Below are 24449 nucleotides of genomic sequence, written 5' to 3' on the forward strand. Positions count from 1 at the left end.
AAGAAACAGGACTGCATCGTGGCAAAGACACCGACCCAGAACGTCCAGGACGTCTTCCTTGGCCATGTGAGGCGCGGGAAGGCGCCGGTCACGATTTTCCTCGTCAACGGCGTCAAACTTCAGGGCGTCATAAGCTGGTTCGACGACGAAACCGTCCTTCTGCGACGCGACGGTCACACCCAGCTTGTCTACAAACACGCCATCAGCACTGTCATGCCCCTCGTGCCCGTCAACGTCTTCGAAGCTCCCAACGGGAGTGCGAGCGTGACGTCCGGCACGGAGCGCGAGGCGACCCTTCAAGCGGAGAGCGACGAAACTCTTGCCGACGACATCTACTGAAACAGCCACCCCGGCCACCCGCGCCGCTGTCATCCTCCCATGGGAAAAGCCTGATCGCGATCAGGACGCCCGCGCCGCTGACGCCCGGCTGGAGGAAGCGATCGGGCTGACCTCTTCCATCGGGCTGGTTGTGGTTCTCAATGCCGTGCTGCTGCTGCGTTCCCGCCGTCCCGCGACCCTGCTTGGAGCTGGACAGGTCGATTCCCTGCGTGAAGCGGTGGCGCGGGAAGAGGTCAAAGTCGTGGTCATTGACGCCCGGCTGTCTCCCGGCCAGCAGCGCAATCTGGAAAAAGCTCTCGGCTGCAAGGTGATCGACCGGACGGGGTTGATTCTCGACATCTTCGGCGCGCGCGCCGCAACCCGTGAGGGCTCACTTCAGGTCGAACTGGCGCATCTGGAATACCAGCGTTCCCGTCTGGTGCGCCTGTGGACCCATCTGGAACGTCAGCGCGGTGGCTTCGGCTTCCTCGGCGGCCCGGGCGAGACGCAGATCGAGGCGGATCGCCGGATGATCGGTGATCGTATTGTTCGGCTGAAAAAAGAGCTTGAGCAGGTCCGTCGCACGCGCGGACTGCATCGCAGCGCCCGCAAGCGGGTGCCGTTCCCCATTGTGGCGCTTGTGGGCTACACGAACGCGGGCAAATCAACACTGTTCAATGCACTGACAGGTGCAACCGTCTATGCGCAGGATCAGTTGTTCGCCACGCTCGATCCCACCATGCGGGCGATTGAACTTCCATCCGGACGAAAGGTGATCCTGTCCGATACGGTGGGGTTCATCAGCGATCTGCCGACGGAACTGATTGCGGCCTTCCGGGCAACGCTGGAGGAAGTGGCGGAAGCAGACATCATCCTGCATGTGCGTGACGTGGCGCATCCCGACACGGCGGCACAGAGGACCGATGTGTTGTCCGTTCTGGGTGATATGGAACGCGATCACATGCTGGACGCCCATTGGCGCGACCGGGTGATCGAGGTTCTCAACAAGGCCGACCTGCTCGGTGGTCCGGAAAATGTGCCGGTGCGTGAAAACACGGTGGCCATCTCAGCGATCACGGGAGATGGGTTGCCGGAACTTCTGGCGGCGATTGATGCCCACCTGACTGAATCCATGGTGACAGCCCGGTATGACATCCCTGTGGAGAAAGGGGATGCCATGGCGTGGCTGTATGAGCATGGGGAAGTGCTGGAGCGTCAGGATGACGAGATGCGTATCGTCGTCACTGTGCGGATGCGTGCCGAGGATCAGGCCCGGTTCGACCGGCTGTTCCCAAAACTTCTGTCGCCAGAGTCCTGATACACAGAGAGCGCGGAAACCATCGTGGTTTTCGCGCTTTGGGGCGTTTATATGCGCAATTTCTGCGGGATCAACGAACAGATCTCGCAAGTAATCTTACGGTCTGATATGGCGCTACTTTTTAAGGGAAAGTGGCGCGAGTGACGGGGCTCGAACCCGCGACCTCCGGCGTGACAGGCCGGCGCTCTAACCAACTGAGCTACACCCGCTTTTTTCAGTGACCCGGTGTTCCGTGCCGCTGTTGAGGGGCTTTATACTCGGGTTTTCGCAGCTTGCAACACCGTCTGGCGAAAAAAACGCACGTTTTGGTCCGAAGGCGTGAAATTTGACGGAAAGATTAGGAAGATCAACATGTTGCCAGAAATGTGGAAGGCGCTTGTGCACGGCGTCGCTTCAACGATTGTGTGAGAAGTTAAGGGCAGCCCGATTTCACCTTGGCGTTCTGAGCGTTCTCACAAGATGATTTCTGCGAAAACAACCCCGTGGTCTGAGCGGCTAGCCTGTCGTGCCGCCAGACCACAGGGGGGCTTTTAAGGCTCAGTTCGCAGGAGCGGCTTCCAGCGCTGCAGCAACACCATGAAGTGTCGCAGCGATGCGCACGGCAGTCTGGACCTGTTCGCTCGACAGACCGCCTTCACGAACCGCGCGCTCGTGGCTTTGCACGCACATCTCACAGCCGTTGATGGCGGAGACGGCAAGCGACCAAAGTTCGAAGTCCACCTTGTCCACGCCGGGACGGGCGATCACGCTCATGCGAAGCTTTGCAGGCATTTGCGTGTAGTCGCCACCCACCATATGCGTGAAGCGATAATAGATGTTGTTCATGCCCATGATCGCGGCTGCGGCCTTGGCGGCGTTGAGCGCTTCGGGCGAGAGCTTGCCGCCGAATTCGTCGAGAATATCGCGGGTCATTTCCGCGTTGCGGCAGGCGATGGCGCTGGCGACGAATGTTCCGGCCAGCTTCTGTTCATCGAGCGTGATGTCGGAGGCGAGGCTGCTCAGATTGAGGCGCAGATCCTTTGCGAAATCGGGAATGCGGTCCTTGAGTGCGTCAATCGACATCGTGTTTGGCCTCGGTGGAAATTTCGGTGGGTAAGGGGTTGAGGGAAGGGACGTGGCGTCCGCGCAAAGGCGGACACCACGATTCCCGGTCGTGCGATCAGCCCTGAAGGAAGGCGTCGCCCTTCTTCCAGTTGCACGGGCACAGCTCGTCGCTCTGCAGACCGTCAAGGATACGCACGATTTCCTGCGGGTTACGGCCCACCGAGAGATCGTTGACCGACACGTGACGGATGATGCCGTGCGGATCGACCACGAACGTGGCGCGCAGATCGACGCCTGCGTCCTTGGCAATGATGCCCAGAGCCTCGGACAGCTCGCGCTTGATGTCGGACAGCATGGGAATCTCAAGCTTCTTGAGGTCCTCATGGTGCAGACGCCAGTTCAGGTGAACGAACTCGCTGTCGATGGACGCGCCGTAGACCACGGCATCACGGTCGGCGAAGTCCTTGGCCAGCTTGCCGAACGCCACGATCTCGGTCGGGCAGACGAAGGTGAAGTCCTTCGGCCAGAAGAACACGATCTTCCACTTGCCGGCATTGGACGTGTCGGAAATCTGGACAAACTTGCCCTCCAGACCTTCCGGGCCACCCGGAACGGCGGTCAGATCGAAGCTTGGAAACTTGTCGCCTACTGTCAGCATCGGAATGCTCCTTGTATGTAGCGGTAATTGAGACAGGAAACCGGTTCCGGCCCCCTGCGGACCCTATCCATGACAGCAGGAAGAGGGAGGTGCCAATGAATAATTCAGCATGGCATGATCGACGCGGTCGATGGTCGGATTTGCTTTTTTAATAAGATATTCGATCATACTCCCGTACAACCGACGTGGCGGAGAGAATACGACATGGTGGCGTTTCCATCGCCTCAACAGTTGAGATACCTGCTAGCACTAGCGGAACTGCGCCATTTCGGGCGGGCGGCGACGGCCTGCTCGGTGACGCAATCCACGCTTTCCGCCGGCATTCTCGCGCTGGAGCGGCAGCTTGACGTTCAGCTTCTTGACCGGGAAGTGGGCAAACGCGTGGTCTTCACGCCGCTGGGTGAGGAGATTCTGCGACGGGGCAGAGTCGCGCTGGAAGCGTTGGAGGCAATCTGCCAGGTGGCGGAAGCATCGCGCGATCCGATGACGGGACCAATGCGGCTGGGCATAATCCCCACCATCGGGCCGTTTATTCTCTCTCGTCTCGTGCCGTTGGTGAGCGATCTCTTTCCGCGAGTCCGGCTTTTCATTTCCGAGGACATGACCGAGCGCCTTCAGGAACGGTTGATGACGGGGCGACTGGATGTTCTTCTGCTGGGCATGCCGTGTGACTGTGACGGGCTTGAGACAACACCCTTATGGCGCGATCCGTTCGTGCTGATCGTTCCGCCGGGACATCCGCTGGAAGCATTGCCGGTCGTTCCGCTCGACCGGTTGGCGGGCGAGCGGATGGTTCTGCTTGAGGACGGTCATTGCCTGCGGGATCAGACGGTGGATGTGTGCCGACAGGGAAACAACTGGGCGGATAGCGAGCCGGAAGCGATGCACACGGCGTCCTCCCTGCATACGCTGGTCCGTATGGTGGGGCAGGGACTGGGAATCGGTCTCGTGCCGCAGCTTGCGGTCGATCATGGTCTTCTGGACGGGGCAGGTGTGATGGCGCGACCGCTGACGGGTGGACCGGTCTGGCGGACCATCGGACTGGGATGGCGGCTCCGCTCGCCGCGCGCCGAGGACTTTCGGACCCTTGCAAATGGTTTGCGGCGGTTGGGGCCTGAGGGGGCCGTGATTGCGGGAAACGCGCTGGAGACAAGGGTCGGTTCTTGAAGAAAAGCGGCCACAAGGCACGGTTTTCCTAGGTTGAGTGGGTGTTGTGCGTTGACTTTCCCGGTCTGGCTTCGTATGTCGCAGCACCTTTTGTTGCAGGTTTCCTGCAGCCGCATGAATGAAAGAAACGGGTCATGAAGATCAGAAACAGCCTCAAGTCCGCTAAGGTGCGTGACAAGGACTGCCGCGTCGTTCGTCGTCGTGGCCGCGTCTACGTCATCAACAAGAAGAACCCGCGCATGAAGGCGCGTCAGGGCTGAAACCTGACCGTCATGTCCTCTGACATGCAGCGTAAGGCCCGCCCGTCAGCCCCTCACGGAGGCTCACGAGGCGGGCTTTTTCGTATGCTCGCGGTGCTCACTGTATGGGGGGCGATCCCGTCGGTGCTGTGCCATGCAGCACCCCCAACGACAGCCACTCCCGCTCCCGCCCCGAAAGACTCCAAGACGGATCTGGTGGCACGGTTGGCTCACGCCCAATCCGCTCAGGAAGCAGCACTGATCCGTCAGGCGCTCGAAGGATTGCGGCTCAAGCCCATTCGCCCGGCCACGCAGCTTCTCGTGCGCCGCGCCACGCGGGAACTGGGCGAAGAGAAGCCTGCGGAGGCGATTGAGGATATGGGAGCGGCTCTTGCTCTACAGAGCGATGTCGCGGCCTTGTGGCGGATGAGGGCGCAGACACGTCTGTCCGGCGGTGACGCACGGGGCGCCATCAGCGATCTGGGTGAGGCGCTTCAGCGTGACCCAGAGGATGCCCAGTCATGGCAGACACTGACATCGGCTGAAGAAGCGGCTGGAGCCAACGATGCTGCGCTGAAAGCGTGGGAGCATGTCATGGCGCTCGACCCACTTACGCCGGGAGCGGTGAAGACATACGACAAGCTGAAGCTCAAGGCGTACGGTCAGCCGACCTGACGTTGAAGGAAAACTGTTTCTCCCGCCCGTGCTATAGGGGCGGGAGAAACGTGCGTAATGCTCAGCTATTGGCGCCGAAGGTCGTGCGCGTGATTTCGAAGAGGAACCACGTGCGCTTTTCGCTCTGATCGATCCAGTTTTCGAGCAGGCTTGTCGTCGCACAGTCCCCCACGTCGCTGGTAAGGCCGTGCAGCGACCGCATGGAGGCGACAAGCTGTTTGTTGTCTTCGCACAGTTCCGCAATCATGTCCGGCGCATCGACATATTCGGCGTTGTTGTCCTTGATGCGCTGGTGCGTGCTGATTTCACCGATGGAATGCAGCGTCAGGCCGCCGATGCGACGGGCGCGCTCGGCCACCGGGTCTGTCATGGCGAACAGCTCGGCGCTCTGGTCATCGAGCATCAGATGCAGGTCACGGAAGTGACGGCCGCTCATGTGCCAGTGGAAGTTTTTCGTTTTCAGGTAAAGAGCGAAAACGTCGGCCAGAAGAGCGCGCAGACCGGCTGAAATCTGCTCCACGCCTTCGCGCGGGAGGTCCGAAGGTGTGCCGAGAAAATGCTGAACCTCGGCTGCATAGGCCGCTTTGGCTTTGGTCTTGTCGGTCGTTTTCGTCGTGCTCATGACAACATTCCTCTGATCGTTCCGGCCGTTCCCACGTGGACGTGCATATACCGCCACTGAGAGGCCGCGCATGTGAGACAACGGTTTTCGATACCGTCGGTTCATGCACGATCTGTTTGAGGACACTGTCAAGGCATGGGAGCCGTGTGATATTTACGCTCCCGCAGCCGTGATCCGGTGGAGGTGCCGGTGCGGTGATTTTCCGAAGGAGTCGGGAAAGAAAGCATGTCCATCACGCAGGATGGATTCAGCTTCCTCCGTGAAATGCCGGTCCGCTCGATGCAGCGTGAGCCCCGGCAGCATGCGCGCTCCTCCGCGTCCCAGATGGCGACCGCGCACAAGAACGATACGGGCCTCCCGTGCTCCGCCGGGCCAGAGAGGGACGATTTCCGTGCTTCCGATGCGATGACGCTCACAGGCTGCCAATGTGCGGGCAAGCAAAGCAGCGGGTATCGCTAGAGTGAGTGAGCCGCCCGATGTGAGAAATCCAGCCAGCGCCCGGATCCAGTCTTCCGGCGTGCGGGCGCGTGCGCGGCGGGCAAGGTCACGGCGCGCGTCCGGACACGGGGTGCCGGTGGGAGGATGCCATGGCGGGTTGGCCATCACGTGATCGAATCGTTCCGTCAGACGGAGCGTGCGGATGTCGGCCTGCAGGATCTGGAGGTTCGTTCTGTGATTGAGGGCGAGATTTTTTCGTGCGAGTTCCGCCATCGCAGGGTCGAGTTCCACCCCCGTGCCAACGAGATCATGTACGCGCTCGGTCAGGCAGAGCAGGCCCGCTCCGGCCCCGCAACCGGCCTCCAGAACCCGCTGGCCCGGACGTGCGGGGACGAGGGCCGCCATGAACACGGGTTCAAGCCCGGTGCGGTAGCCATTGTGGAACTGATGGTACATGACACGTCCTCCGAGCAGCGTGTCGTGGGTGATCGCGACATCGGGAACAGAGAGCGGAATTGCAGGTGGGGCAGGGGTCACAGCTTGACCGCCTTCGGAGCGCCGCTCATATGCTGAAAAGAACAGGGTAACCTGTGGCGGGAGAAAGTCATTTGCGCGTTGCAGTCAATCGGCCGGAAACGGAGGGCTCAGGCCCGGAAACGGAGAGCCCCATCGGTGTGGTGGATGCCGGTGCGCGTGACGAGGCGCGCGGTCGGGATGGCGAGACGGCCCTGAGAGGGCTTGCCGACTATCTTGCCGATGATATGGCGGCCTGCAATCGGGAAATCGTCGCGCGGATGCAAAGTGACGTGCCGCTGATCCCCCAGTTGGCCGCGCATCTGGTGGCGGCAGGTGGCAAGAGGCTCCGTCCACTCCTTGTGCTCGCGGCGGCTCGGCTGGCAGGCTATGACAAATATGGCGAGGACATGCGGCATGTTGGGGTCGCAGCCTGCGTCGAATTCATTCACACCGCTACATTGCTGCATGACGATGTCGTGGATAACAGCCAGTTGCGGCGCGGGCTGGCGAGCGCCAACGCCGTGTTCGGCAACAAAGCCTCCGTCCTCGTCGGGGATTTCCTTTTCGCACGCGCCTTCCAGATTCTTACGGCGGACGGATCGCTGCCCGTGATGGCGATCCTTTCCGCCGCCTCCGCGACGCTGGCGGAAGGTGAGGTCATGCAGATGACCACACAGAACGATCTGTCCACGTCCGTCGAGCAGTATCTCAAGGTGATCTATGGCAAGACGGCGGCCCTGTTCGCCGCAGCCTGTGAAACTGGGGCCGTCGTAGCGGAAGCGCCGGACAGTGTGCGTGAGGCGCTTCGTCTGTATGGCGCCAATCTCGGCATGGCTTTTCAGCTCGTCGATGATGCTTTGGACTACGCCGCCGATCAGGCCGTGCTCGGCAAGACGGTTGGCGATGACTTTCAGGAAGGCAAGGTGACGCTTCCCGTGCTGGCCGCTTATCACGCGGGCAACGAGGAAGAGCGGGCTTTCTGGGTGCGCACGATCGAGAATAATGAGGAGCAGCGGGAGGGCGACCTCCAGCGCGCCCTCGATCTCATTGCGCAGACCGATGCGATCGGCGTGACGATGGCTCGTGCGCAGGAATATGCGGAAGACGCCGTAAAGGCGCTGGCCCGTATCCCTCAGGCAGCACCCGGTTCAGCCCGTCATCGTCATGAGCCGCTTCGCGAGCTTCTAGTCGACGTTGCGCTCTACACGGCCAATCGTGCGCGCTGATATTATTCGGAGTTTTTCGGATAGGTTCAGGTTGAGGCCCAAAGTTCGGGCTGGTCGTATCTGAGCTTCTTCAGTCCATTTTCCAGACGCGCCGGGTTATAGGGCGGTGCTGTGAACCAGATGTGTTCCGGTTCGCTCCTTACTCCTGTTGAGAGACCGGTCGTTTCCAGCACATGCCGGGTCTGACGTGCCACGGCGTCTGCCGGGTCCAGCCATGCAACATCTGGCGGCGAGGCGGCACGCAGGGCGTCTGCTACGAAAGTGTAGTGTGTGCAGCCAAGCGCCACAGCATCGATGCGTGATCCTGAAGGTTGCTCGAACAGTCCCGCCACATCCTGTCGGATGCAGGTGGCATCGGGCGGAACACCCCGGAACGCACTCTCGGCAAGAGCGGCCAAATCTCGTGCGCCGTAGGCGATCACTGTGCAGTCAGGCGCGTAATGGTTTCGAAGATCCGTGATGTAGGCGCGGCGCACGGTAGCCGGGGTGGCCAGTAGCCCGATCACCTTGCTGCGTGTGATCCGGGCGGCCCAGCGAATGGGTGGCACGCACCCCACAAAGGGCACGCCACAGATCTCACGCAACGCGGCGAGAGCGAGTGTGCTGGCGGTGTTGCAGGCAATGACGACGACATCGGGGGCAAGGCGCAGGATGGCGTTCTCAAGCAGCGACACGATGTGCCGTTTGAGAATATCGTCGTCTTGCCCGCCGTAAGGAAAAAACGCGGTGTCGGCGAGATAGTCGATATGGGCGTGGGGGAGATGGCGGCGCAGGGCGGCGACGATGCTCAGCCCCCCGATTCCGGAATCGAAGGCAAGGATACGGGGAGAGGCGGACAGCGTGAAGCTGCCCGCCCTCATGTTGTCGCCTGCCGTTTCGTCCATCGTGACGTGTCGTTAGGAATCGCGCGCGGTCTTGAGCGCGAGAGCCTCTTCGAGGCTGCCCACGCCACCATGCTTTTTTGACCAGCCGCATGGATCTTCGAGGAAGCGGCGCACTTCCGCAGCCGCGCCTTCTGCGAAGTAAGGCCGTTCGGCAGAGGCTTCCAGAACATCCCACCATGTGCACAGTGAATGCAGGGTGATGCCCATATCGGCCAGCGTCTTATGAGCGCCGGGAAACACGCCATAGAAGAAGACGACGAATGTGTGTTCCAAGATGGCACCGGCATCACGCAGGGCCTTGGCAAAGCCGATTTTGGAGGCGCCATCCGTCGTGAGATCTTCCACCAGCAGCGTGCGCATGCCCTCCGGCACATCGCCCTCGATCTGGGCGTTGCGGCCAAAGCCTTTGGGCTTTTTGCGCACATAGGCCATGGGCGTCATCATCCGGTCTGCGAACCAGGCGGCAAAGGGAATGCCCGCCGTCTCGCCGCCGACCACGGCGTCGATGCTTTCGTAGCCAACGTGACGACCGATCTTTTCCACACCGAGTTCCATGATCTTCGCACGGGCGCGGGGAAAGAAGATGATACGGCGGCAGTCGATATAGACCGGGGATTTCCAGCCGGAGGTGAGGGTGTAGGGCTCTTCGGGACGGAAATTGACGGCTTTGATTTCAAGCAGAATGCGCGCGGTTGTGAGTGCTGCATCCCGGTCCCACGCCGAAGCGTCATTGCCGAGAACCGATTCCTGTTCGATCATGCGTGTCATGTCCCTTCTTCCTTGCGCGCGTTCTTCGGCGTTGTGGTGGCATAGCCGCAGATCGCTGGAAAATCCATCGGGAGTCGCCCGGTGCTGGCATATGGGCGTGATGATGGAAGAAAGGCGGGACGCATGATCCGTGAAGAAAGGACATGCAACACACCTTTGTGGATTATCGAATCGGGTTTGTCGAAGGGTGAGGCCGGGCCGGCTCATGCACTGGCCAGCCGGTTTGATCTGTCGTTCCGTCGATTGCGCGATTTGGCTTCCATGGAGCCGGGATGCGTGCCCCCGCGTCTGGTGATGACATCCGGGTCTTCTGCTGCGTTTGCCGGATTGTCGTTGCGCCGTCGTTTTGGCGTGCCCGTTGTGCACTGTACCCATCATGGCACGACTGGTTTTTTCGGGCAGCGGCTGTTCGATGAACTAATCCTGTCCGCGACGCATCCGGTGCGAACACACGGCACGCATGTTATCCCCGTGCTTGGGCCTCTCAGTATCGTCTCCCCCACGCTCTACGAACGGGCGCGGCATGTATGGGGTGAACGTCTGGAGCATCTGCCCAGCCCGAGAGTGGCCGCTATTCTCGATGCCGGAGGCGCAATCGATCCCCGGCGGGCGAGTGTTCTGGGACGGCAATTGGGAGAGATGGTGCGGGCGGAAGGTGGCTCGGTCATGGTGTCCGTCGCGCGTGGTGTGGCGCGGGAGGTTGCCGAGAGTTTCATCGCGGGTCTGGATGAGTGTTTCAGTCTTGTCTGGCGGCATGGTGAACCCGATGACGATCCGACATTGGGCTTTATGGCCTGTGCTGACGCCATCGTGCTCTATGGGTGTCGAGTGGAAACGGTGATCGAGGCGGCAGCCAGCGATCTTCCTTTGTTCGTGGAGGCGGCTCCCGGCCGTTTCGGAACGTGGAATCGGCTCGTTCGCACGTTGATGGAACAGGGGATGCTCCGGCTTTTCGATCGGGATATTTCACCGTGGTTGCGGTCCCCGCTCGATGAAGCTGGCCGTGTGGCGCAGATGCTGCGTCGTCGTTTCGGTCTCTGACGCATCCGTGAGATGAAGAGGCGCGAATCATTGGCGCGAAAGGTCATCGCAGGCTTGCTTCCTGCACCATCAAACGCCTATAATACACGAGTTGAGAATGATTATCAATTCAAGGAAGCCTGCGGTGACTGATATCACCCGGATCAGCCGGAAATGCGAACGTGCCGTTATCACGGCTTACCAGGAGCTGCGGCTGGTGGGGACCAACGATGTCTCGGCCTTCAACGCCTGCACCACGCTCTATCGTATCCATCACCCGGAGGCTTCGGTGAACGAAGCGCGCCGACTGGTGTCGGAGTGGATTGACCACCACGTCGTTCGCAAGAGCGAGGCTCCAACGAAAGGATGCGCCTGCCCGTAAGGCTTTTGCATCTGGGATAAAAAAGGGGCGGCCTGATATGGCCGCCCCTTTTTTCTTTGCTGTGTGCGAGAGCCATTCCCCATTCTGTATACAGAATGGGGAATGGAAGACTTCAGCGTTTGTCGAGAGCCGTGAAGTCGCGGCGGTCCGAACCGGTATAGAGCTGGCGCGGACGGCTGATGCGCTGCCCCGGTTCCTCGATCATTTCCTTCCACTGGCTGGTCCAGCCGGTGGTGCGGGCGACGGCAAACAGCACGGTGAACATGCTGGTGGGAATCCCCATCGCCTTGAGGATGATGCCCGAGTAGAAATCCACGTTCGGGTAGAGCTTACGCTTGACGAAGTAATCGTCGCTCAGCGCGATTTTTTCCAGCTCCACGGCCAGATCGAGCAGCGGATCGTCCTTGATGCCAAGTTCCGTCAGCACCTCGTGGCAGGTGGCCTGCATGATCTTCGCCCGTGGGTCGAAGTTCTTGTAGACGCGGTGCCCGAAGCCCATCAGCTTCACGCCGCTGTTCTTGTCCTTCACCTTTTCAATGAAGGAAGGGATGTTCTCCTTGGAGCCGATCTGTCCCAGCATCTTGAGAACGGCTTCGTTCGCACCGCCATGAGCCGGTCCCCAGAGGGCCGCAATGCCGGCGGCAATACACGCGAAGGGATTGGCGCCCGTGGAACCGGCCAGCCGCACCGTTGAGGTGGAGGCGTTCTGCTCGTGATCGGCGTGCAGGATCAGGATACGGTTCATGGCGCGTGCCAGAACCGGATTGACCTTGTACGGCTCGGAGGGGCGGGCGAACATCATCGAGAGGAAATTCTCGGCGTAGTTCAGGTCGTTGCGCGGATACACGAACGGCTCGCCGATCGTGTATTTGTAAGCCCATGCCGCGATCGTGGGGATCTTGGCGATCAGGCGCATGGCCGAGAGTTCGCGGCTCTCGGGGCGTGAGATGTCGTTGGCATCGGGATAGAACGCCGACAGCGCGCCCACGGTCCCGCACAGGATGGCCATCGGATGGGCATCGCGGCGGTAGCCGTTGAAGAAATTGCGGATCTGTTCGTGCAGTAGAGTGTGATTCGTGAGCGTATTCACGAACGTCTCATGCTGCTGCTTGTTGGGCAGTTCGCCATTGAGCAGAAGATAGATCACCTCCGGATAGGAAGCATGCTCGGCAAGCTGATCGATGGGGTAGCCACGGTGGAGAAGAATGCCCTTCTCGCCGTCGATGAAGGTGATCTTGCTCTCGCACGAGGCCGTTTCACCGTAGCCGGGGTCAAAGGTGAAGACACCCAGATCAGCGGTCAGGCGACGGATGTCGACGACCTCTGGCCCGAGCGTCCCCTTGAGAATCGGCAGGTCAGCCGAGTTGGCCCCGATTTTGATGCTGGCGGTTGTTCCCGTCACTGCTTCCTCCGACGCGCTCAATGGCGCTGCTTCTGAAACGAACTGCCCACGCACCGGGAGGTCGTGGTGTCCCCACTTTTGTCCCTGATCGGACGCGAAACCGAAAGCCGCTGGACCGTCACCTTGTTGAGAGGCGGGACGATCCATCCCTATTTCCGCTCAATTTTGCGAGAACGACTCAAGCCAGGCCGTTCGTGGCCCGAGCGCTTTCCATGTCAGCGCAATCGACTCCCGCTCTTCCACTTCCACATGGAAGGTGGCGAGGGTGCCAAGCGCGAAATCGGAGTCGAGCGCGCGTTCCACACCGTTGAGATAGCGGGCGAGGGCGGGAAGCCCCGGATTGTGCCCCACAAGAAGGATGGTGTGGACCGAATCTGACGTTGCGCGCAGGCGCGCCAGCAATTCGTCTGGGGCGGCCAGATAGAGAGTGGGCTCAATGCGGATTTCGGGGCGTGCGCCTTCTCCGAAAGGCAGCAGACCGGCATAGGTCTGGCGTGTGCGCATCGCGGGGCTGCACAGGACGAGATCGGGCACGAGCCCGGCGCGACGCATGCTCTCGCCTCGGCGGCGCGCCATCATGTGGCCTGCCTGCGTGAGCGGGCGCGCCTGATCGGCCGCGCTTCCAAACTCATTGCCTCGTGCCGGTTCGGCCTCGCAGTGCCGCAGGAGAAGCAGGCGATGCGCGACCGGCCGGATCATGCGGCGGTGCCCGTTTTTCCGGCGATGGCTTCGTGATGACGAATGACTTCGCGGATGATGAAGTTGAGGAACTTTTCGGCAAAATCCGGATCGAGATGCGCGTCTGTCGCAAGCTGCCTCAGCCGCGCGATCTGCCGGGCTTCACGCGCGGGATCGGCGGGCGGCATGTGATGCCTGGCTTTGAGTTTGCCGACCTCCTGCGTACACCGGAAGCGTTCGGCCAGCATGGCGACAAGAGCCATGTCGATGTTGTCGATGCTCTGACGCAGTGACGCCAGTTCCGCGCGCGGATCCTTCTGATCGTCCGCGCCGTTGGTCGTCTCATGAGTCCGGTCTGCCGTCACGCTTCTTGGTCCTGTCTTCTTACGACGGGTTCATGCGGCCTTTGCCGACCCGCCTTTCATTCTGAAAGCGGATTCATTCACCACGCCGTGATGTCTCCTGTCAAAAGGAGTCGCGCACGCTGCGCCGGTCTCCCGGCATGGGAATGGGAGTCGGCTCGTAGGCGGGCGGTGCAGGGTAGTCGGGCTGATCGGTCTCATCGGGCAGGTCGATCCATGCCAGATGTCCCCCTTTGCCCGCTCCTGTGTCCACGAACACGGCCGTTCCTCCGGAGCGGCCATGCTTCACCCATGGGCGTCCATCGGTCGAGCGGCGGTCATGTCCGCAATAGACGGTATAGCCCGCCGGAATATGATCGACCCAGTTCAGACGACGTTCGGGATACCCGTCCGTCTGGGTGCGGCCCGTGACCTCACCGAACAGGGCGCGGGAGAGAAGGTGCGAAACACTGTCGAGGCCGGGAGGGCAGGACTCGCTTAGCATGCCGGTGTGGAACGCGGCATGAACGAAGATACGGCGCCCGAATTTCAGCCATGTGGGGGCGGATTCAAAGAGGGGCAGCGCGTGTTCCAGAACGTCCGAATTACCGGGCTCGAAAAGCTGGTGGATGGTGGCTTCCAACGTTTCGTCCCGACGGAGCTTGCGGCCCAGAAGAGCGCGGCCAAGCTTGCGATCGTGATTGCCCAGCAGAAAGAGACCGCGACCCTCTTCGAGGATCGAGTCCATCAGACGCAGCACGCCTGCGCTATCGGGGCCATAATCCACCAGATCGCCCAGTTGTACGATGAAGCGGTCTGTCGCCACCGCATGCCGGAAAGCTTCCAGATCGCCGTGGACATCTCCCACCACCCGGATGCGGCGACCGGCAACTCTGCGCTGGAACTCTCTTTCGTCGTGCATCGCCTGCTCACCATTCATCTTCTTGTCATATTGGCAGCCAAATCCCGCGAGCGAAGGGGGCCGCGTCATTTTTCCTGCATATGTAACACCATACGTCCGTGCTGTGGGGTGCCCATCTGAGGGAAATATGTGTTCACGAGCGCGTGGCAATGGGGCGATGCACAATCATGTGACAGGCTAAAGCCTGCGAATTCAGCCTAGAGTGCGCTGCAAACGGACCGCGTTTGTTGCGAAAGACGGTTGCCGCGCATGTGAAAAATGGCATCAGGCACGTCGGAACGCTCCATCGGATCGTTGCACGGAAAACCGATTTCAGGTCGGTGTCCGTGGAAAATCGAAACGTGAAGCTGAACAGGACCCTATTCTGATGACTGATCGCATTCGCAATCCGGCGCTACGCAGCAAAGAGAAGCCCGCTGCCGCTGCTGCCGCTCTTATTGGAAATGGCGCAACCCTGGGCACAAGCGGCTTCACGGGCGCGGGTTATCCCAAGGCTGTCCCGATGGCGCTGGCCGAGCGCATTGAAGAGCTGCGCGGGAAAGGCGAGGACCTGAAGGTCCGCCTCGTAACGGGCGCATCCACCGGGCCGCAGCTCGACGGTGCGCTGGCGAAGGTCCATGGCGTGTCCTACCGCTCTCCGTTCAACACGGATGCGGCGATGCGTAACAACATCAATTCGGGTGAGACCGAGTATTTCGACACGCATCTCGGATTGGTCGCGCCGCGCTCGGTGCAGGGCAACTACGGCAAGTTCGATTTCGCCATCGTGGAAGCCACGGCCATCCGTGAAGATGGCGGCATCGTTCCGTCCTCCTCGGTCGGCAATTCGCAGACCTTCCTTGATCTGGCCGAGAAGGTCATCATTGAGGTCAATTCCTGGCAGCCTGAGGGGCTGGAAGGTATGCACGACGTCTGGCGCGGCAATGCCAGCGGTATCCCTCCGCGTGACCTCATTCCCCTGCGCAGCGCCGATGACCGTATCGGTGAGACATTCCTGCGGGTCGATCCCGAGAAGATCGTGGCTGTGGTGCGCACGGACGACCCGGATCGCAATGCGCCGTTTGCCAAGCCGGATGAGGCGGCAAAGGACATCGCCGGTCACCTTCTGGAATTCTTCGAGCATGAGGTGAAGGTGGGCCGTCTGCCGCCCAACCTGCTGCCGCTTCAGTCCGGTGTGGGCAACGTGGCCAATGCGGTGCTCGACGGTCTGAACGAAGGTCCGTTCGAGAATCTGATGGGCTATTCCGAGGTCATTCAGGACGGCATGCTGCGGATGCTCGACAATGGCCGAATGAAGATCGCCTCCGCTACGTCCTTCTCCCTCAGCCCGGATGCCGTGGAAGAGATCAACAACCGTATCTCGTTCTTCCGCGAGAAGATCATCCTTCGCCAGCAGGACATCAGCAACAACGCCGAAGTCATCCGGCGGTTGGGCTGTATCGCCATGAACGGCATGCTGGAGGCCGACATTTACGGCAACGTCAATTCGACCCGTGTAATGGGATCGAAAATGATGAACGGCATTGGCGGTTCGGGCGATTTCGCGCGCAACTCCTTCCTGTCGATCTTCCTTACGCCTTCCACGGCGAAGGACGGCCATATCTCGGCCATCGTACCGATGGCGGCGCATGTCGATCACATCATGCAGGACAGCCAGATCATTGTAACGGAGCAGGGACTGGCCGACATGCGCGGTCTTGGCCCGGTGCAGCGCGCCGAGGTGGTGATCCGCAACTGCGCCCATCCGAGCTATCGCCCACTGCTGGAAGACTATCTGGAACGCGCCAAGAAAAGTTCGTTTGGCAAACACACGCCGCATCTGCTCACGGAAGCTCTTTCGTGGCATCAGCGTTTCATTGAAACCGGGTCGATGCTGCCGCGCTGAACAGCCGTCCAGAAAAGACTTCGACATCCGGGGCGTCCTTCACGGGGCGCCCCGTTTGTTTGTGAGGGATGGAAAAATGAAGGTCATGATCGCCTGCGATTCCTTCAAGGAAAGCCTCGATGCCGAGGACGTGGTCCGTGTGATTGCCGAGGCGTTCGAGGACGTCTTTCCCAATATCTCCTGTGTCCGCTGTCCCATGGCCGATGGTGGAGAAGGCACGGTTGCGGCTTTTGTCACGGCAACGGGTGCTCAACGGATCGAGGCAACGGTGACGGGCCCGCTTGGGGCGCCGGTAAAGGCTGGATTCGGTCTCTCTGCCGATGGTGAGCTTGCCGTGATCGAACTGGCGGAAGCGGCGGGACTGATGCTCGTACCGCCCGCTGAACGCGACCCATGCCGCGCTACGACTCGCGGTGTTGGTGAGCTGGTGAAGCTGGCGTTGGATCGTAACTGTCGTCGTGTCGTGCTGGCGGTAGGAGGGAGCGCCACGAACGACGGTGGGGCGGGACTCGCTCAGGCGCTGGGTGCGCGGCTGCTGGATGCTGGCGGTCGGGAGATTGGAGCCGGAGGACTGGCGCTGAGAGATCTGGCGCGAATCGATATCTCGGCGCTCGATCCGCATCTGAAGGACGTAACGGTCGATCTGGCATGCGATGTGGACAATCCATTGCTTGGGCCGGATGGCGCGTCCGCGATGTTCGGTCCGCAGAAAGGCGCGTCCCCCGCGATGGTGACGGCGCTGGATGAGGCGTTGGGGCGATACGCTCAACGCCTGCGTGACGATGTCGGACGCGATGTGGCTCACGTGTCGGGCGCGGGAGCGGCTGGCGGCACGGCGGCTGGCGCAATGGCCTTTCTGGACGCACGGATGCGCTCGGGCTTTGAATTGATGGCCGGTCTACTGGGCTTGGAAGAGAAAATCCGCGAGGTCGATCTCGTCATCACGGGTGAGGGGCGACTGGATGAGCAGACAGCACGCGGCAAGGTGCCGGCCGGTGTGGCGTCAATGGCACGTCGCCAAGGTAAGCCAGTGATCGCGCTGGGTGGGTCGCTGGGGAAGGGCGTGGACAGTCTGGGTGAGGTGGGAATCGACGCCGTGTTTGGCTCGGTTCCCGCACCGGCCTCGCTGGAGGAGGTACTGAAACACGCGCGGGAGAATCTGCGGCGCGCGGCGCGTAACGTCGCGCTTGCGCTGCAAATCGGTCAGAGACTGCCGCGCTGAGCGGTCAGCTTTCGCCCAGAACGTGAGCGAAATGGTCCGGCGCGCTGGTGACGACGATGTCCACCGGCTCGCGCAGCAGGGCGCGAATGGCTTTTGGATTATCTTGTGGATCGGGACTGTCGGCAATCACCACATCCGCTTCACGGTGAGCGGTGGCGAATAGAGTGGGGGAGGCGTTGGCCGGGAGATATTCGGCATAGGGATGCTGGCCAGCCAGTCGGTGGGCGGTAAGCTGGTCGCGTGTCGAGCGAACCGGAATGGCGACCATGAGCGATCGATCGACTTTCAGCGCGGTTCGGGTTTCGCTCTCATTGCTGGCCACGATCACGGCCTGATGTCTCATGCCACTGGAACGGATAAGGCGCGCTGCTGGCTGGATGTCAGCTTCCTGCAAGGACAGCATTACCAGTTGGTGCTTGCGATGCGAGGCGTGCAGAGCCTCCTCCAGCGGCACGGTCTGTCCCTCGTCCTTTACCGCCAGAGTGTTGTCGGGAGTCCGCACCACTTCGAACGCGACCATGGACGGTGGTTGCGTGGGGGCTTCCGTCTTGGGCTGATCCGCCTTTCGGGATGGGAGGACAGCGTCAGCCAGTTCGGAGAGCGCGGAAGGCGCGCTGGTGGGGAGTGTGTCGGTTGCGGCCTTGCCCGTCGCACAGATGACCAGCCCATGATGGATGCGCGTCAGTAGCGCGTCCGCGTGCGAATCACGCCACAGGACGACAGCGGCCAGACTTCCCAATATGCCCAACGCCATGATGGTGTTGCGACGGCACTGTTTCGTCAGACGTGAGGAACGACCGATCGTGGGAGGAGATGTCGGCATATGATCCATGTTCACGGAGGAATCAGACATGAGCGTCTTCCTTCTTTCCCGCGCCGGCCATGGCCGCGGCACGTTCGAGATCGACGGACAGCACGCGACTGACGCCGCGCTCCTGCATGGTCACGCCGTAAAGGCGATCCATATGCGCCATGGTGAGTTGATGATGCGTCACGACAAGAAAACGGGTTCCACCCTCATTGGCCATGTCGCCCAGAAGGGCGCAGAAGCGTCCGACATTGGCATCATCAAGCGGGGCGTCAACCTCGTCGAGGACGCAGATTGGCGCCGGGTTACACCGAAAGACCGCAAAAATAAGCGAAAGCGCGGTAAGAGCCTGTTCGCCACCGGACAGCAGAGACAACGTAGCGAGCTTCTTTCCCGGCGGCTGGGCATAGATTTCCAAGCCAGCCTGCAACGGATCGTCGCTGCCGACAAGTCCCAGATGAGCACGCCCTCCGCCGAACATGCGTGAGAACAGGGACTGGAAGTGGTGGTCCACCTGCGTGAACACCGCCATCAGGCGCTCGCGGCCTTCCTTGTTGAGCGAGCCGATGGAGCCGCGTAGGCGGGCGATGGCGGCTTCCAGTTCCGCGTGTTCGCGGCGGATGGTCTCGATCTGCTGTTCGGCTTCCTGTGCTTCCAGATCGGCGCGCAGATTGACGGGGCCGAGTTCCTCGCGCTCGCGCGTGAGACGGGAAATCTTGCGGCGCAGACCAGTCTCCGCCGATTCTGTGAGATCACCCACGGGGGCGAGGGGTGGCTCCGGCGTTTCGGCCAGAAGCTGTGCGAGGATAGCCTGCGCCTGTTCGTTCTTGCCTTCACTGCGCACGACTGTCTCGCGCGCTTGGGTCAACGCGGTTTCTGTCTGGCGCCGGCTTTCCTGTGCGTCTTTCAGCCGCACCTCGGCGGCTTCGCGGGCCGCGTTAGCCTCCTGATAGGCTTTTTCGGCATCGTCCAGCGCGGCGAGAGTGGTCGTGCGCAACCGCAGCGCTTCCTCGGGCCGGGTCGCGACGGTGCGATGTTCTTCCGCAACCCCCGCCAGTCTCTGCTCGGCTTGTACAAGCTGGGTGCGGGCCACGCTCTCACGCTCGGTCCATTCGGCCAGTGCCGCTTTCAGTGCGCTTTCGCGGCTGCTCAGGGTCTCGCGTTCCGCAAGGAGCGCTGCGCGGGTTTCACCTGCTGCCTGCTCATCCGCACGAAGGGCTGTGATGCGGGCGCGGAGCGTTTCGGGGAGGGCTTCCTGTTCTGGGTCGATGGCGGCGGCAGTTACGGCCTGACGGGCCGCCTCCAGCGCGGTCGTGGCGTCCGCCAGTTCCTCGTCGAGAGAGTCCCGACGCGGGAGCAACGCTGACAGTTGCGAGCGCAGTTCGAGCGCGCGGGTTTGCAGGATACGTGCGGCCTCGGTGGCGGCGGTTAGTGCCTGTTCGGCTTCAGCGCATGCGGAACGTGCGTGAGCCTCGGCCTGCGTGCTCTCAATGGCCTCGGCTTGCGCAGCTTGCAGGTGGTTCGTGGCGGCTGCCGGATCGGCGGTCTCATCCAGAGCCGCCTGCGCGGTTGTCAGCGCCTTGGCGGCCGTAGCGCAATCGGTCTCAAGTCGCGCCAGATCGGGCGTGATGGTGGCGAGTTTCGTCTCGGCGCTGGTGTGGCGGGACTCCGTCGCCTGCCGGGCACGTTGCGCCTGTTCCAGCACCTGTGCCGTGCGGCGACGGGTTTCCCGCGCCGCCGTTTCGGCCTGTTGGGCGTTCAGGTCGCGTGTCCGTGCCGCGTCATGTGCCTGTTTCAGCGCTGCCGGATCCGGCAGCGCTTCTTGCGCAGCCTGCGCTTCGGTAAGGGAAATACGGGCGGCGTCGAGAGCCTGTGCCGCGCGTTCGTGTTGGGGACGCACCGCGTCCAGCCGGGCGCGGGCTGCGCCATGACGGCGGGCTGTCTCGGCTTCGTGTGTCCGGGCTTGTCCCAGTGCCGTTTCAATGGTGGCGCGCAGTTCACGGGCTTGCCGCATGGCCGCTTCAGACTTTGTCTGAGCCTGCATCGCTGTGCGTGCGCGGGCTTCCGCTTCAGGCTGGTGATCTTCAAGTTCGGCCAGACGAGTGCGGGATTCGAGCAGGATACGGCGCTGGGTCAGACGTTGGGCGGCGGCGTTCGGCTGCCCAGCCGCAATCCGATAGCCATCCCAACGCCACAATGCGCCTTCGCGGGTGACGAGGCTCTGTCCGGGCTGCAACGATCTGGCCAGCGCGTCCCCATCCGCCGTGTCTTCGATCAGGCCGGACTGTGAGAGGGCACGGCGCAACGTGTCGGGAGCGCTCTCCACCATGTCCGAGAGGGCACACGCACTGGCGGGTAGCGCGGGAGACGTCGCCCATGCCCCAAGGGCAAGCCAGGCGCGTGGCGCGGCGGGAGAGGCGCTGGCTTCCGGCGCGTCCAGTCCGTCGGCCAGAACGGCGGCCACGGCCATTTCCAGTCCTGCAGGAATACGCAGCAGATCGGAAACGGGTGTAATGCCCTGTGTTGAGTCTTCTGGCTCTTCGCTCCCAAGCGCCTGCGCAAGACCATCGATGCGGGCGCGAAGCTGGGTCAACTCCGCGTTCAGCGTGCCAAGAGCCGCTTCGCATTCCCGGGTGGCGCTGGTGGTGCGCGTGAGGGTTTCTTCAGTCTGCGTCAGCGCGGTTTCGGCATCCTGAAGACGATGTTCCTCTTTGGCGCGTGCGGCTTGTGCTTGTTCCAGAACAGAGTCCGGTACAGCATCGCGTTGGGCCGTCTCCAGCTCTTTCACGAGGCTTCCGGCTTCCTGCTCGGCGCGTTTCAGCGCGGCTTCGGCCCGGCGAACAGTCTCACTCGTGGCGGCGCGAAGAGTGCTGTCTTCCTGTACGCGCGCCCGCGCTTCCAGCAGCGCACTTGCGGCTGCCGCGCGTTCGGTTTCAGCGGCTTCGAGCGCGCGGGCGGCTTCTGTCTGGGCTGCTTCGGCCTGTGCGAGGGCTGTCGCAAGGGCTGCACGCTCCGTCTCGGGGACAAGGCCGCGTTGCGCCTCGGCCTGTCGCGCCATCAGCGCGTCCCGGTCGCGGGTCAGGGCGGCGAGCGTGTCTTTGGCGGTGGCGTGCGCTTTGGCGCGTTCTGCATGACGGGTTCGCGTGGCTTCGGCAGCATTTTGGGCGATGGAGAGCGCCAGATGGGCATCGGATTTCCGCTGTGTGGCGGTCTCCATGGCCTCTCGACAGGCAGAGAGATGCGCGTTTGCCTGATGGACCGTGTCTTCCGCAGCTTTCAGGGCCGCGTCATCGGGCATTTCGGCGTGAAGCTGCGTGAGTTCCGCTTCCAATGCCACCCGTGCCTGCGTCAGGCGATCATGACGGAGGGATGTGGCCTCCAGTGCCGTGCGCGCCTGTTCGGTGCGGGTGCGTGCGGCCGAGACATCCGCTGTGGCGCGTTCCAATGCATCACCCGCGTGCGTGAGTTCCGTGCGCAGGTGGGTGATCGTGGTGTCCGCTTCCTCCTGCCGGGCGGGCAGTGTGGCGCGAACGGTTTCGATAGCGGCCACTTCCTCGCCAAGGCGCGTGAGGGTGGCTTGCGCGTCCTCCATACGGGAGAGAGCCGCGTCCCGGTCGGCTTCGCTCTGCTTCAGACGGGAGCTTGCGGCCTCCAGCGCCTGCGCGGCCTGTTCTTCCTCGCGCGCGATGCCTTCGGCGGCCACGCGCTGGCGTTCCAGTGCTGTTCGGCGCTGTTCGGCTGCCTCACGAATGGCAGGCAGGGCGCGATCGGCTTCGTATTCGCCAAGGACAGCGGTTTCTGCGGCCTCCTCGGCGGCGATCAGAGCGTTGCGGGCAGCGATGGCGGCCAGCCGTGCGCGTTCCACCTGCTGGCGCGCACGGGCATGCAGCAGGGCGAGCAGCGTCGTCTCCGCCTCGCGCAGATTGGCGGAGAGTTCGCGATATTTCGCGGCCTGTGTGGACTGCCCCGCCAGTCCCTGTAACCGGGTTTCAAGCTGGATCTTGAGGTCTTCCGCGCGGGTGAGGTTGGCTTCAGTCGCCCGTAGCTTCAGTTCCGCTTCGTGGCGCCGTGCGTGCAGGCCGGTGATCCCGGCGGCTTCTTCGAGGATGGTGCGGCGCTCTTCGGGGCGTGCGCCGACCAGCATGGCGACACGGCCCTGACTGACCATGGCCGAGGAGCGCGCCCCGGATGCCAGATCGGCAAACAGGGTCTGGATGTCGCGACCGCGCGTTGCCTTGCCATTGAGACGATAATCGCTGCCGGACCCGCGCTCGGCGCGGCGGGTAATTTCCAGATCGTCCTGTTCGGCAAAGGCGCCGGGACCGAGACCTTTGGCGTTCTCCAGAACCAGCGTGACTTCGGCAAGATTGCGTGCGGGGCGACTGGTGGTGCCAGCGAAGATGAGATCGTCCATCTCGCCGCCACGCAGGTTGCGCGCGGACGTCTCGCCCATGGCCCAGCGCAGACCCTCGACCACATTGGACTTGCCGCAGCCGTTCGGCCCCACGATGCCGGTTAGGCCCGGAAGGATGTCCACCGAGACCGGATCGGCAAAGCTTTTGAAGCCCGCGATCCGCAACTGCACGAAGCGCGCGCTCATGAGAGAGGCGCGGACCTGCGGTCAGATGGGGCGGCAGCCGGAGAGAAGAGGCCCGTCATGTTGGAAAGGAGGGCGCTGTTCAGCCGCCCGCCGCCACGACCTTTTTCTCGAAAGCGTCATAGGTCAACTCACCCTGACGATAGACTTCATCGTTGAAACGGAATGTCGGCGTGCTGTCGATGTGATACTGCGCTTCGGCCCGGTTCTGCTCCGCCATGATGGCATCGCGCAGTGCAACGTCATTGACGGTGCGGTCAAAATTATCTGCTGACATACCGGCGAGACCGGCCATCTTGCGGAGCTGGTCTTCGGGGTTCCCGTCCTGAATGAACGCCCAGCGGTCCTGATTGGAGAAGAGAGAGAGGATGAACGCCTCATAGCGTTCGGCGGGCAGGGCGCGGGCCACCTGTGCTGCCATCAGGGCGATGCGGTCGAGGGGGAAGTCACAGAACACATAGCGGATGCGACCGGTGTCGATCAGCTTCTTCTGCACCTCGGGGAACACGTCGATGGCAAAGCGCGCGCAATGGGTGCAGGTCAGGGAGAACCATTCCTCGACCGTCACCTTGGCGGACGGATTGCCCAGCGCGCGCGGCGCCATGCGCGGGTCGGCGCTCGTTCCCGCAGCGCGTGCGACGGAGAGGAATGCCGGTGCGAGGGCGGCGGGAAGCGTGGCCCCGAGAAGGGCGCGACGTGTAATCGACATGGCGTTTGGGCTCCGCGCTGGATGGGTCGTGGAGAAAGAACCGGGACGCTCATGACCGCACGGCGCGATGGGCGTCAAGACTGCAGTGCATGGAAATTCGCTCACGTGTTCTGGTTTTCGCCACCTTTGAGGTTCATATGTCTCGCTGTGCCCCTGTTCGGGGTAGATGTGCAGAAGCAGGACAACAACTTCATGAAGAAACTACTTTGCCTGACGGCCGCGACCATGATCGCAGCCAGCTCGGTCTCCGTGGCGCATGCCGAGCCGGGCGGTTGCATCAAATACGGTGCGGCAGGAGCGGTCGGCGGTCATGTGGCCAATCATCATGGCGTGCTGGGTGCCATGGGTGGCTGCGTGACGGGCATGTATGTGCGTCATCGTTACCGCAAGGAAGCGCGCGCGAAGGCGGCTCTGTACGATCAGGAGCATCCGGGCGCAAAAGGCACATATGCCGAGAAGGCCACGGCTTACGATGTGGAGCACTCCACACAGCCGGGCAAGATGAACTCTGACACTCCGAGCACGCCGGCGGCACCCGCTCAGGCGCAGCCCGCAAATGGCGCGCAGCTCTGACGTATAAACGGGGCGGCCTCCATGAGGAGGCTGTCCC

The 24449-nt window shown here is 62.1% G+C and carries 24 protein-coding genes and 1 tRNA gene; 11 read left to right on the forward strand and 14 right to left on the reverse strand.

Annotation, left to right across the window (positions count from 1 at the left end):
- The first annotated feature begins 18 nt into the window (after positions 1-18).
- Together hfq and hflX are read left to right on the forward strand one after the other, a co-directional pair.
- Entirely contained in the window at positions 19-339 is a 321-nt protein-coding gene (hfq, locus tag GOB87_RS03915) for an RNA chaperone Hfq (protein WP_166313246.1), read from the forward strand.
- A complete protein-coding gene (hflX, locus tag GOB87_RS03920) occupies positions 320-1636 on the forward strand; it encodes a GTPase HflX (protein WP_166313247.1) in 1317 nt (438 codons plus the stop codon). The genes hfq and hflX overlap by 20 nt, the downstream gene beginning before the upstream one ends.
- Positions 1637-1768: 132 nt before the next feature.
- On the opposite strand, the gene GOB87_RS03925 is transcribed toward hflX, so the two are convergent.
- The 3 genes from GOB87_RS03925 to GOB87_RS03935 all read right to left on the reverse strand — a co-directional run bounded on the left by GOB87_RS03925 (position 1769) and on the right by GOB87_RS03935 (position 3338).
- Positions 1769-1845: transfer RNA gene (locus GOB87_RS03925), tRNA-Asp, on the reverse strand.
- Between the two features lie 328 nt (positions 1846-2173).
- Positions 2174-2698, reverse strand: a complete 525-nt coding sequence (locus GOB87_RS03930) for a carboxymuconolactone decarboxylase family protein (RefSeq protein WP_166313248.1) — start codon at positions 2696-2698, stop codon at positions 2174-2176.
- A gap of 97 nt (positions 2699-2795) precedes the next feature.
- Positions 2796-3338, reverse strand: a complete 543-nt coding sequence (locus GOB87_RS03935) for a peroxiredoxin (RefSeq protein WP_166313249.1) — start codon at positions 3336-3338, stop codon at positions 2796-2798.
- A 204-nt stretch (positions 3339-3542) separates the two neighbouring features.
- On the opposite strand from GOB87_RS03935, the gene GOB87_RS03940 reads away from it, so the two are divergent.
- The 3 genes from GOB87_RS03940 to GOB87_RS03950 all read left to right on the forward strand — a co-directional run bounded on the left by GOB87_RS03940 (position 3543) and on the right by GOB87_RS03950 (position 5419).
- Positions 3543-4505, forward strand: a complete 963-nt coding sequence (locus tag GOB87_RS03940; RefSeq protein ID WP_166313250.1) for a hydrogen peroxide-inducible genes activator — start codon at positions 3543-3545, stop codon at positions 4503-4505.
- 134 nt (positions 4506-4639) lie between these two features.
- Entirely contained in the window at positions 4640-4765 is a 126-nt protein-coding gene (gene ykgO / locus GOB87_RS03945) for a type B 50S ribosomal protein L36 (protein WP_003625637.1), read from the forward strand.
- A 12-nt stretch (positions 4766-4777) separates the two neighbouring features.
- The gene (locus GOB87_RS03950) at positions 4778-5419 is read left to right on the forward strand and encodes a hypothetical protein (protein WP_166313251.1); all 642 of its coding nucleotides are present in this window, start codon (positions 4778-4780) and stop codon (positions 5417-5419) included.
- 61 nt (positions 5420-5480) lie between these two features.
- Here the strand turns inward: GOB87_RS03950 and GOB87_RS03955 are convergent, their stop codons facing one another.
- Entirely contained in the window at positions 5481-6041 is a 561-nt protein-coding gene (locus tag GOB87_RS03955; RefSeq protein ID WP_166313252.1) for a Dps family protein, read from the reverse strand.
- Between the two features lie 153 nt (positions 6042-6194).
- Complete coding sequence (locus tag GOB87_RS03960; RefSeq protein ID WP_264805898.1) at positions 6195-7016, reverse strand: tRNA1(Val) (adenine(37)-N6)-methyltransferase; 822 nt, start codon at positions 7014-7016, stop codon at positions 6195-6197.
- A 224-nt stretch (positions 7017-7240) separates the two neighbouring features.
- Between GOB87_RS03960 and GOB87_RS03965 the strand changes: the two genes are divergently transcribed.
- Positions 7241-8221 (forward strand): polyprenyl synthetase family protein, encoded by a 981-nt coding sequence (locus tag GOB87_RS03965; RefSeq protein ID WP_166313336.1) that lies wholly within the window; start codon positions 7241-7243, stop codon positions 8219-8221.
- 26 nt (positions 8222-8247) lie between these two features.
- Here the strand turns inward: GOB87_RS03965 and murI are convergent, their stop codons facing one another.
- Positions 8248-9105, reverse strand: a complete 858-nt coding sequence (gene murI / locus GOB87_RS03970) for a glutamate racemase (protein ID WP_166313253.1) — start codon at positions 9103-9105, stop codon at positions 8248-8250.
- 12 nt (positions 9106-9117) lie between these two features.
- Positions 9118-9873: an orotate phosphoribosyltransferase gene (locus GOB87_RS03975; RefSeq protein WP_166313254.1), complete on the reverse strand. Its 756-nt coding sequence runs from the start codon at positions 9871-9873 to the stop codon at positions 9118-9120.
- A gap of 123 nt (positions 9874-9996) precedes the next feature.
- Between GOB87_RS03975 and GOB87_RS03980 the strand changes: the two genes are divergently transcribed.
- Positions 9997-10914, forward strand: coding sequence for an ELM1/GtrOC1 family putative glycosyltransferase (locus tag GOB87_RS03980; protein ID WP_166313255.1), 918 nt, complete (start codon positions 9997-9999; stop codon positions 10912-10914).
- Between the two features lie 124 nt (positions 10915-11038).
- Positions 11039-11275 (forward strand): hypothetical protein, encoded by a 237-nt coding sequence (locus tag GOB87_RS03985; RefSeq protein ID WP_254454939.1) that lies wholly within the window; start codon positions 11039-11041, stop codon positions 11273-11275.
- 112 nt (positions 11276-11387) lie between these two features.
- Here GOB87_RS03985 and gltA read toward each other — a convergent pair whose 3' ends face one another.
- From gltA to GOB87_RS04005, 4 genes are all read right to left on the reverse strand, one after another.
- Entirely contained in the window at positions 11388-12698 is a 1311-nt protein-coding gene (gltA, locus tag GOB87_RS03990; protein WP_194303200.1) for a citrate synthase, read from the reverse strand.
- A 138-nt stretch (positions 12699-12836) separates the two neighbouring features.
- Positions 12837-13376, reverse strand: a complete 540-nt coding sequence (locus GOB87_RS03995; protein ID WP_166313257.1) for a SixA phosphatase family protein — start codon at positions 13374-13376, stop codon at positions 12837-12839.
- On the reverse strand, positions 13373-13720 hold the full coding sequence (locus tag GOB87_RS04000; protein ID WP_166313258.1) for a chorismate mutase: 348 nt from the start codon (positions 13718-13720) through the stop codon (positions 13373-13375). Before GOB87_RS04000 ends, GOB87_RS03995 begins: the two co-directional genes overlap by 4 nt.
- 100 nt (positions 13721-13820) lie before the next feature.
- A complete protein-coding gene (locus GOB87_RS04005; protein ID WP_166313338.1) occupies positions 13821-14618 on the reverse strand; it encodes a metallophosphoesterase in 798 nt (265 codons plus the stop codon).
- A 367-nt stretch (positions 14619-14985) separates the two neighbouring features.
- On the opposite strand from GOB87_RS04005, the gene GOB87_RS04010 reads away from it, so the two are divergent.
- Together GOB87_RS04010 and GOB87_RS04015 are read left to right on the forward strand one after the other, a co-directional pair.
- Complete coding sequence (locus tag GOB87_RS04010) at positions 14986-16503, forward strand: acetyl-CoA hydrolase/transferase family protein (RefSeq protein ID WP_166313259.1); 1518 nt, start codon at positions 14986-14988, stop codon at positions 16501-16503.
- A 76-nt stretch (positions 16504-16579) separates the two neighbouring features.
- Complete coding sequence (locus GOB87_RS04015; RefSeq protein ID WP_166313260.1) at positions 16580-17725, forward strand: glycerate kinase; 1146 nt, start codon at positions 16580-16582, stop codon at positions 17723-17725.
- A 4-nt stretch (positions 17726-17729) separates the two neighbouring features.
- On the opposite strand, the gene GOB87_RS04020 is transcribed toward GOB87_RS04015, so the two are convergent.
- The 3 genes from GOB87_RS04020 to GOB87_RS04030 form a co-directional block, all read right to left on the reverse strand.
- Positions 17730-18578: a hypothetical protein gene (locus GOB87_RS04020; RefSeq protein WP_166313261.1), complete on the reverse strand. Its 849-nt coding sequence runs from the start codon at positions 18576-18578 to the stop codon at positions 17730-17732.
- Positions 18571-23133, reverse strand: a complete 4563-nt coding sequence (locus GOB87_RS04025) for an AAA family ATPase (protein ID WP_166313262.1) — start codon at positions 23131-23133, stop codon at positions 18571-18573. The genes GOB87_RS04020 and GOB87_RS04025 overlap by 8 nt, the downstream gene beginning before the upstream one ends.
- Before the next feature lie 79 nt (positions 23134-23212).
- On the reverse strand, positions 23213-23839 hold the full coding sequence (locus GOB87_RS04030; protein WP_166313263.1) for a thioredoxin domain-containing protein: 627 nt from the start codon (positions 23837-23839) through the stop codon (positions 23213-23215).
- A gap of 192 nt (positions 23840-24031) precedes the next feature.
- Here GOB87_RS04030 and GOB87_RS04035 point away from each other — a divergent pair, with 192 nt between their 5' ends.
- Complete coding sequence (locus GOB87_RS04035) at positions 24032-24412, forward strand: hypothetical protein (RefSeq protein ID WP_166313264.1); 381 nt, start codon at positions 24032-24034, stop codon at positions 24410-24412.
- The last annotated feature ends 37 nt before the right edge of the window (positions 24413-24449 follow it).

Origin of the sequence: Acetobacter estunensis (genome assembly GCF_011516945.1) — a bacterium.
Classification (GTDB): domain Bacteria; phylum Pseudomonadota; class Alphaproteobacteria; order Acetobacterales; family Acetobacteraceae; genus Acetobacter; species Acetobacter estunensis.

What these genes read in the sequence shown, in the direction of transcription:
- GOB87_RS03930 (WP_166313248.1), bottom strand. Translation starts at nt 2,698, where the DNA reads ATGTCGATTGACGCACTCAAGGACCGCATTCCCGATTTCGCAAAGGAT.
- GOB87_RS03935 (WP_166313249.1), bottom strand. Translation starts at nt 3,338, where the DNA reads ATGCTGACAGTAGGCGACAAGTTTCCAAGCTTCGATCTGACCGCCGTT.
- GOB87_RS03940 (WP_166313250.1), top strand. Translation starts at nt 3,543, where the DNA reads ATGGTGGCGTTTCCATCGCCTCAACAGTTGAGATACCTGCTAGCACTA.
- ykgO (WP_003625637.1), top strand. Translation starts at nt 4,640, where the DNA reads ATGAAGATCAGAAACAGCCTCAAGTCCGCTAAGGTGCGTGACAAGGAC.
- GOB87_RS03950 (WP_166313251.1), top strand. Translation starts at nt 4,778, where the DNA reads ATGTCCTCTGACATGCAGCGTAAGGCCCGCCCGTCAGCCCCTCACGGA.
- GOB87_RS03955 (WP_166313252.1), bottom strand. Translation starts at nt 6,041, where the DNA reads ATGAGCACGACGAAAACGACCGACAAGACCAAAGCCAAAGCGGCCTAT.
- GOB87_RS03965 (WP_166313336.1), top strand. Translation starts at nt 7,241, where the DNA reads ATGGCGGCCTGCAATCGGGAAATCGTCGCGCGGATGCAAAGTGACGTG.
- murI (WP_166313253.1), bottom strand. Translation starts at nt 9,105, where the DNA reads ATGGACGAAACGGCAGGCGACAACATGAGGGCGGGCAGCTTCACGCTG.
- GOB87_RS03975 (WP_166313254.1), bottom strand. Translation starts at nt 9,873, where the DNA reads ATGACACGCATGATCGAACAGGAATCGGTTCTCGGCAATGACGCTTCG.
- GOB87_RS03980 (WP_166313255.1), top strand. Translation starts at nt 9,997, where the DNA reads ATGATCCGTGAAGAAAGGACATGCAACACACCTTTGTGGATTATCGAA.
- GOB87_RS03995 (WP_166313257.1), bottom strand. Translation starts at nt 13,376, where the DNA reads ATGATCCGGCCGGTCGCGCATCGCCTGCTTCTCCTGCGGCACTGCGAG.
- GOB87_RS04005 (WP_166313338.1), bottom strand. Translation starts at nt 14,618, where the DNA reads ATGCACGACGAAAGAGAGTTCCAGCGCAGAGTTGCCGGTCGCCGCATC.
- GOB87_RS04010 (WP_166313259.1), top strand. Translation starts at nt 14,986, where the DNA reads ATGACTGATCGCATTCGCAATCCGGCGCTACGCAGCAAAGAGAAGCCC.
- GOB87_RS04015 (WP_166313260.1), top strand. Translation starts at nt 16,580, where the DNA reads ATGAAGGTCATGATCGCCTGCGATTCCTTCAAGGAAAGCCTCGATGCC.
- GOB87_RS04020 (WP_166313261.1), bottom strand. Translation starts at nt 18,578, where the DNA reads ATGTCTGATTCCTCCGTGAACATGGATCATATGCCGACATCTCCTCCC.
- GOB87_RS04025 (WP_166313262.1), bottom strand. Translation starts at nt 23,133, where the DNA reads ATGAGCGCGCGCTTCGTGCAGTTGCGGATCGCGGGCTTCAAAAGCTTT.
- GOB87_RS04030 (WP_166313263.1), bottom strand. Translation starts at nt 23,839, where the DNA reads ATGTCGATTACACGTCGCGCCCTTCTCGGGGCCACGCTTCCCGCCGCC.
- GOB87_RS04035 (WP_166313264.1), top strand. Translation starts at nt 24,032, where the DNA reads ATGAAGAAACTACTTTGCCTGACGGCCGCGACCATGATCGCAGCCAGC.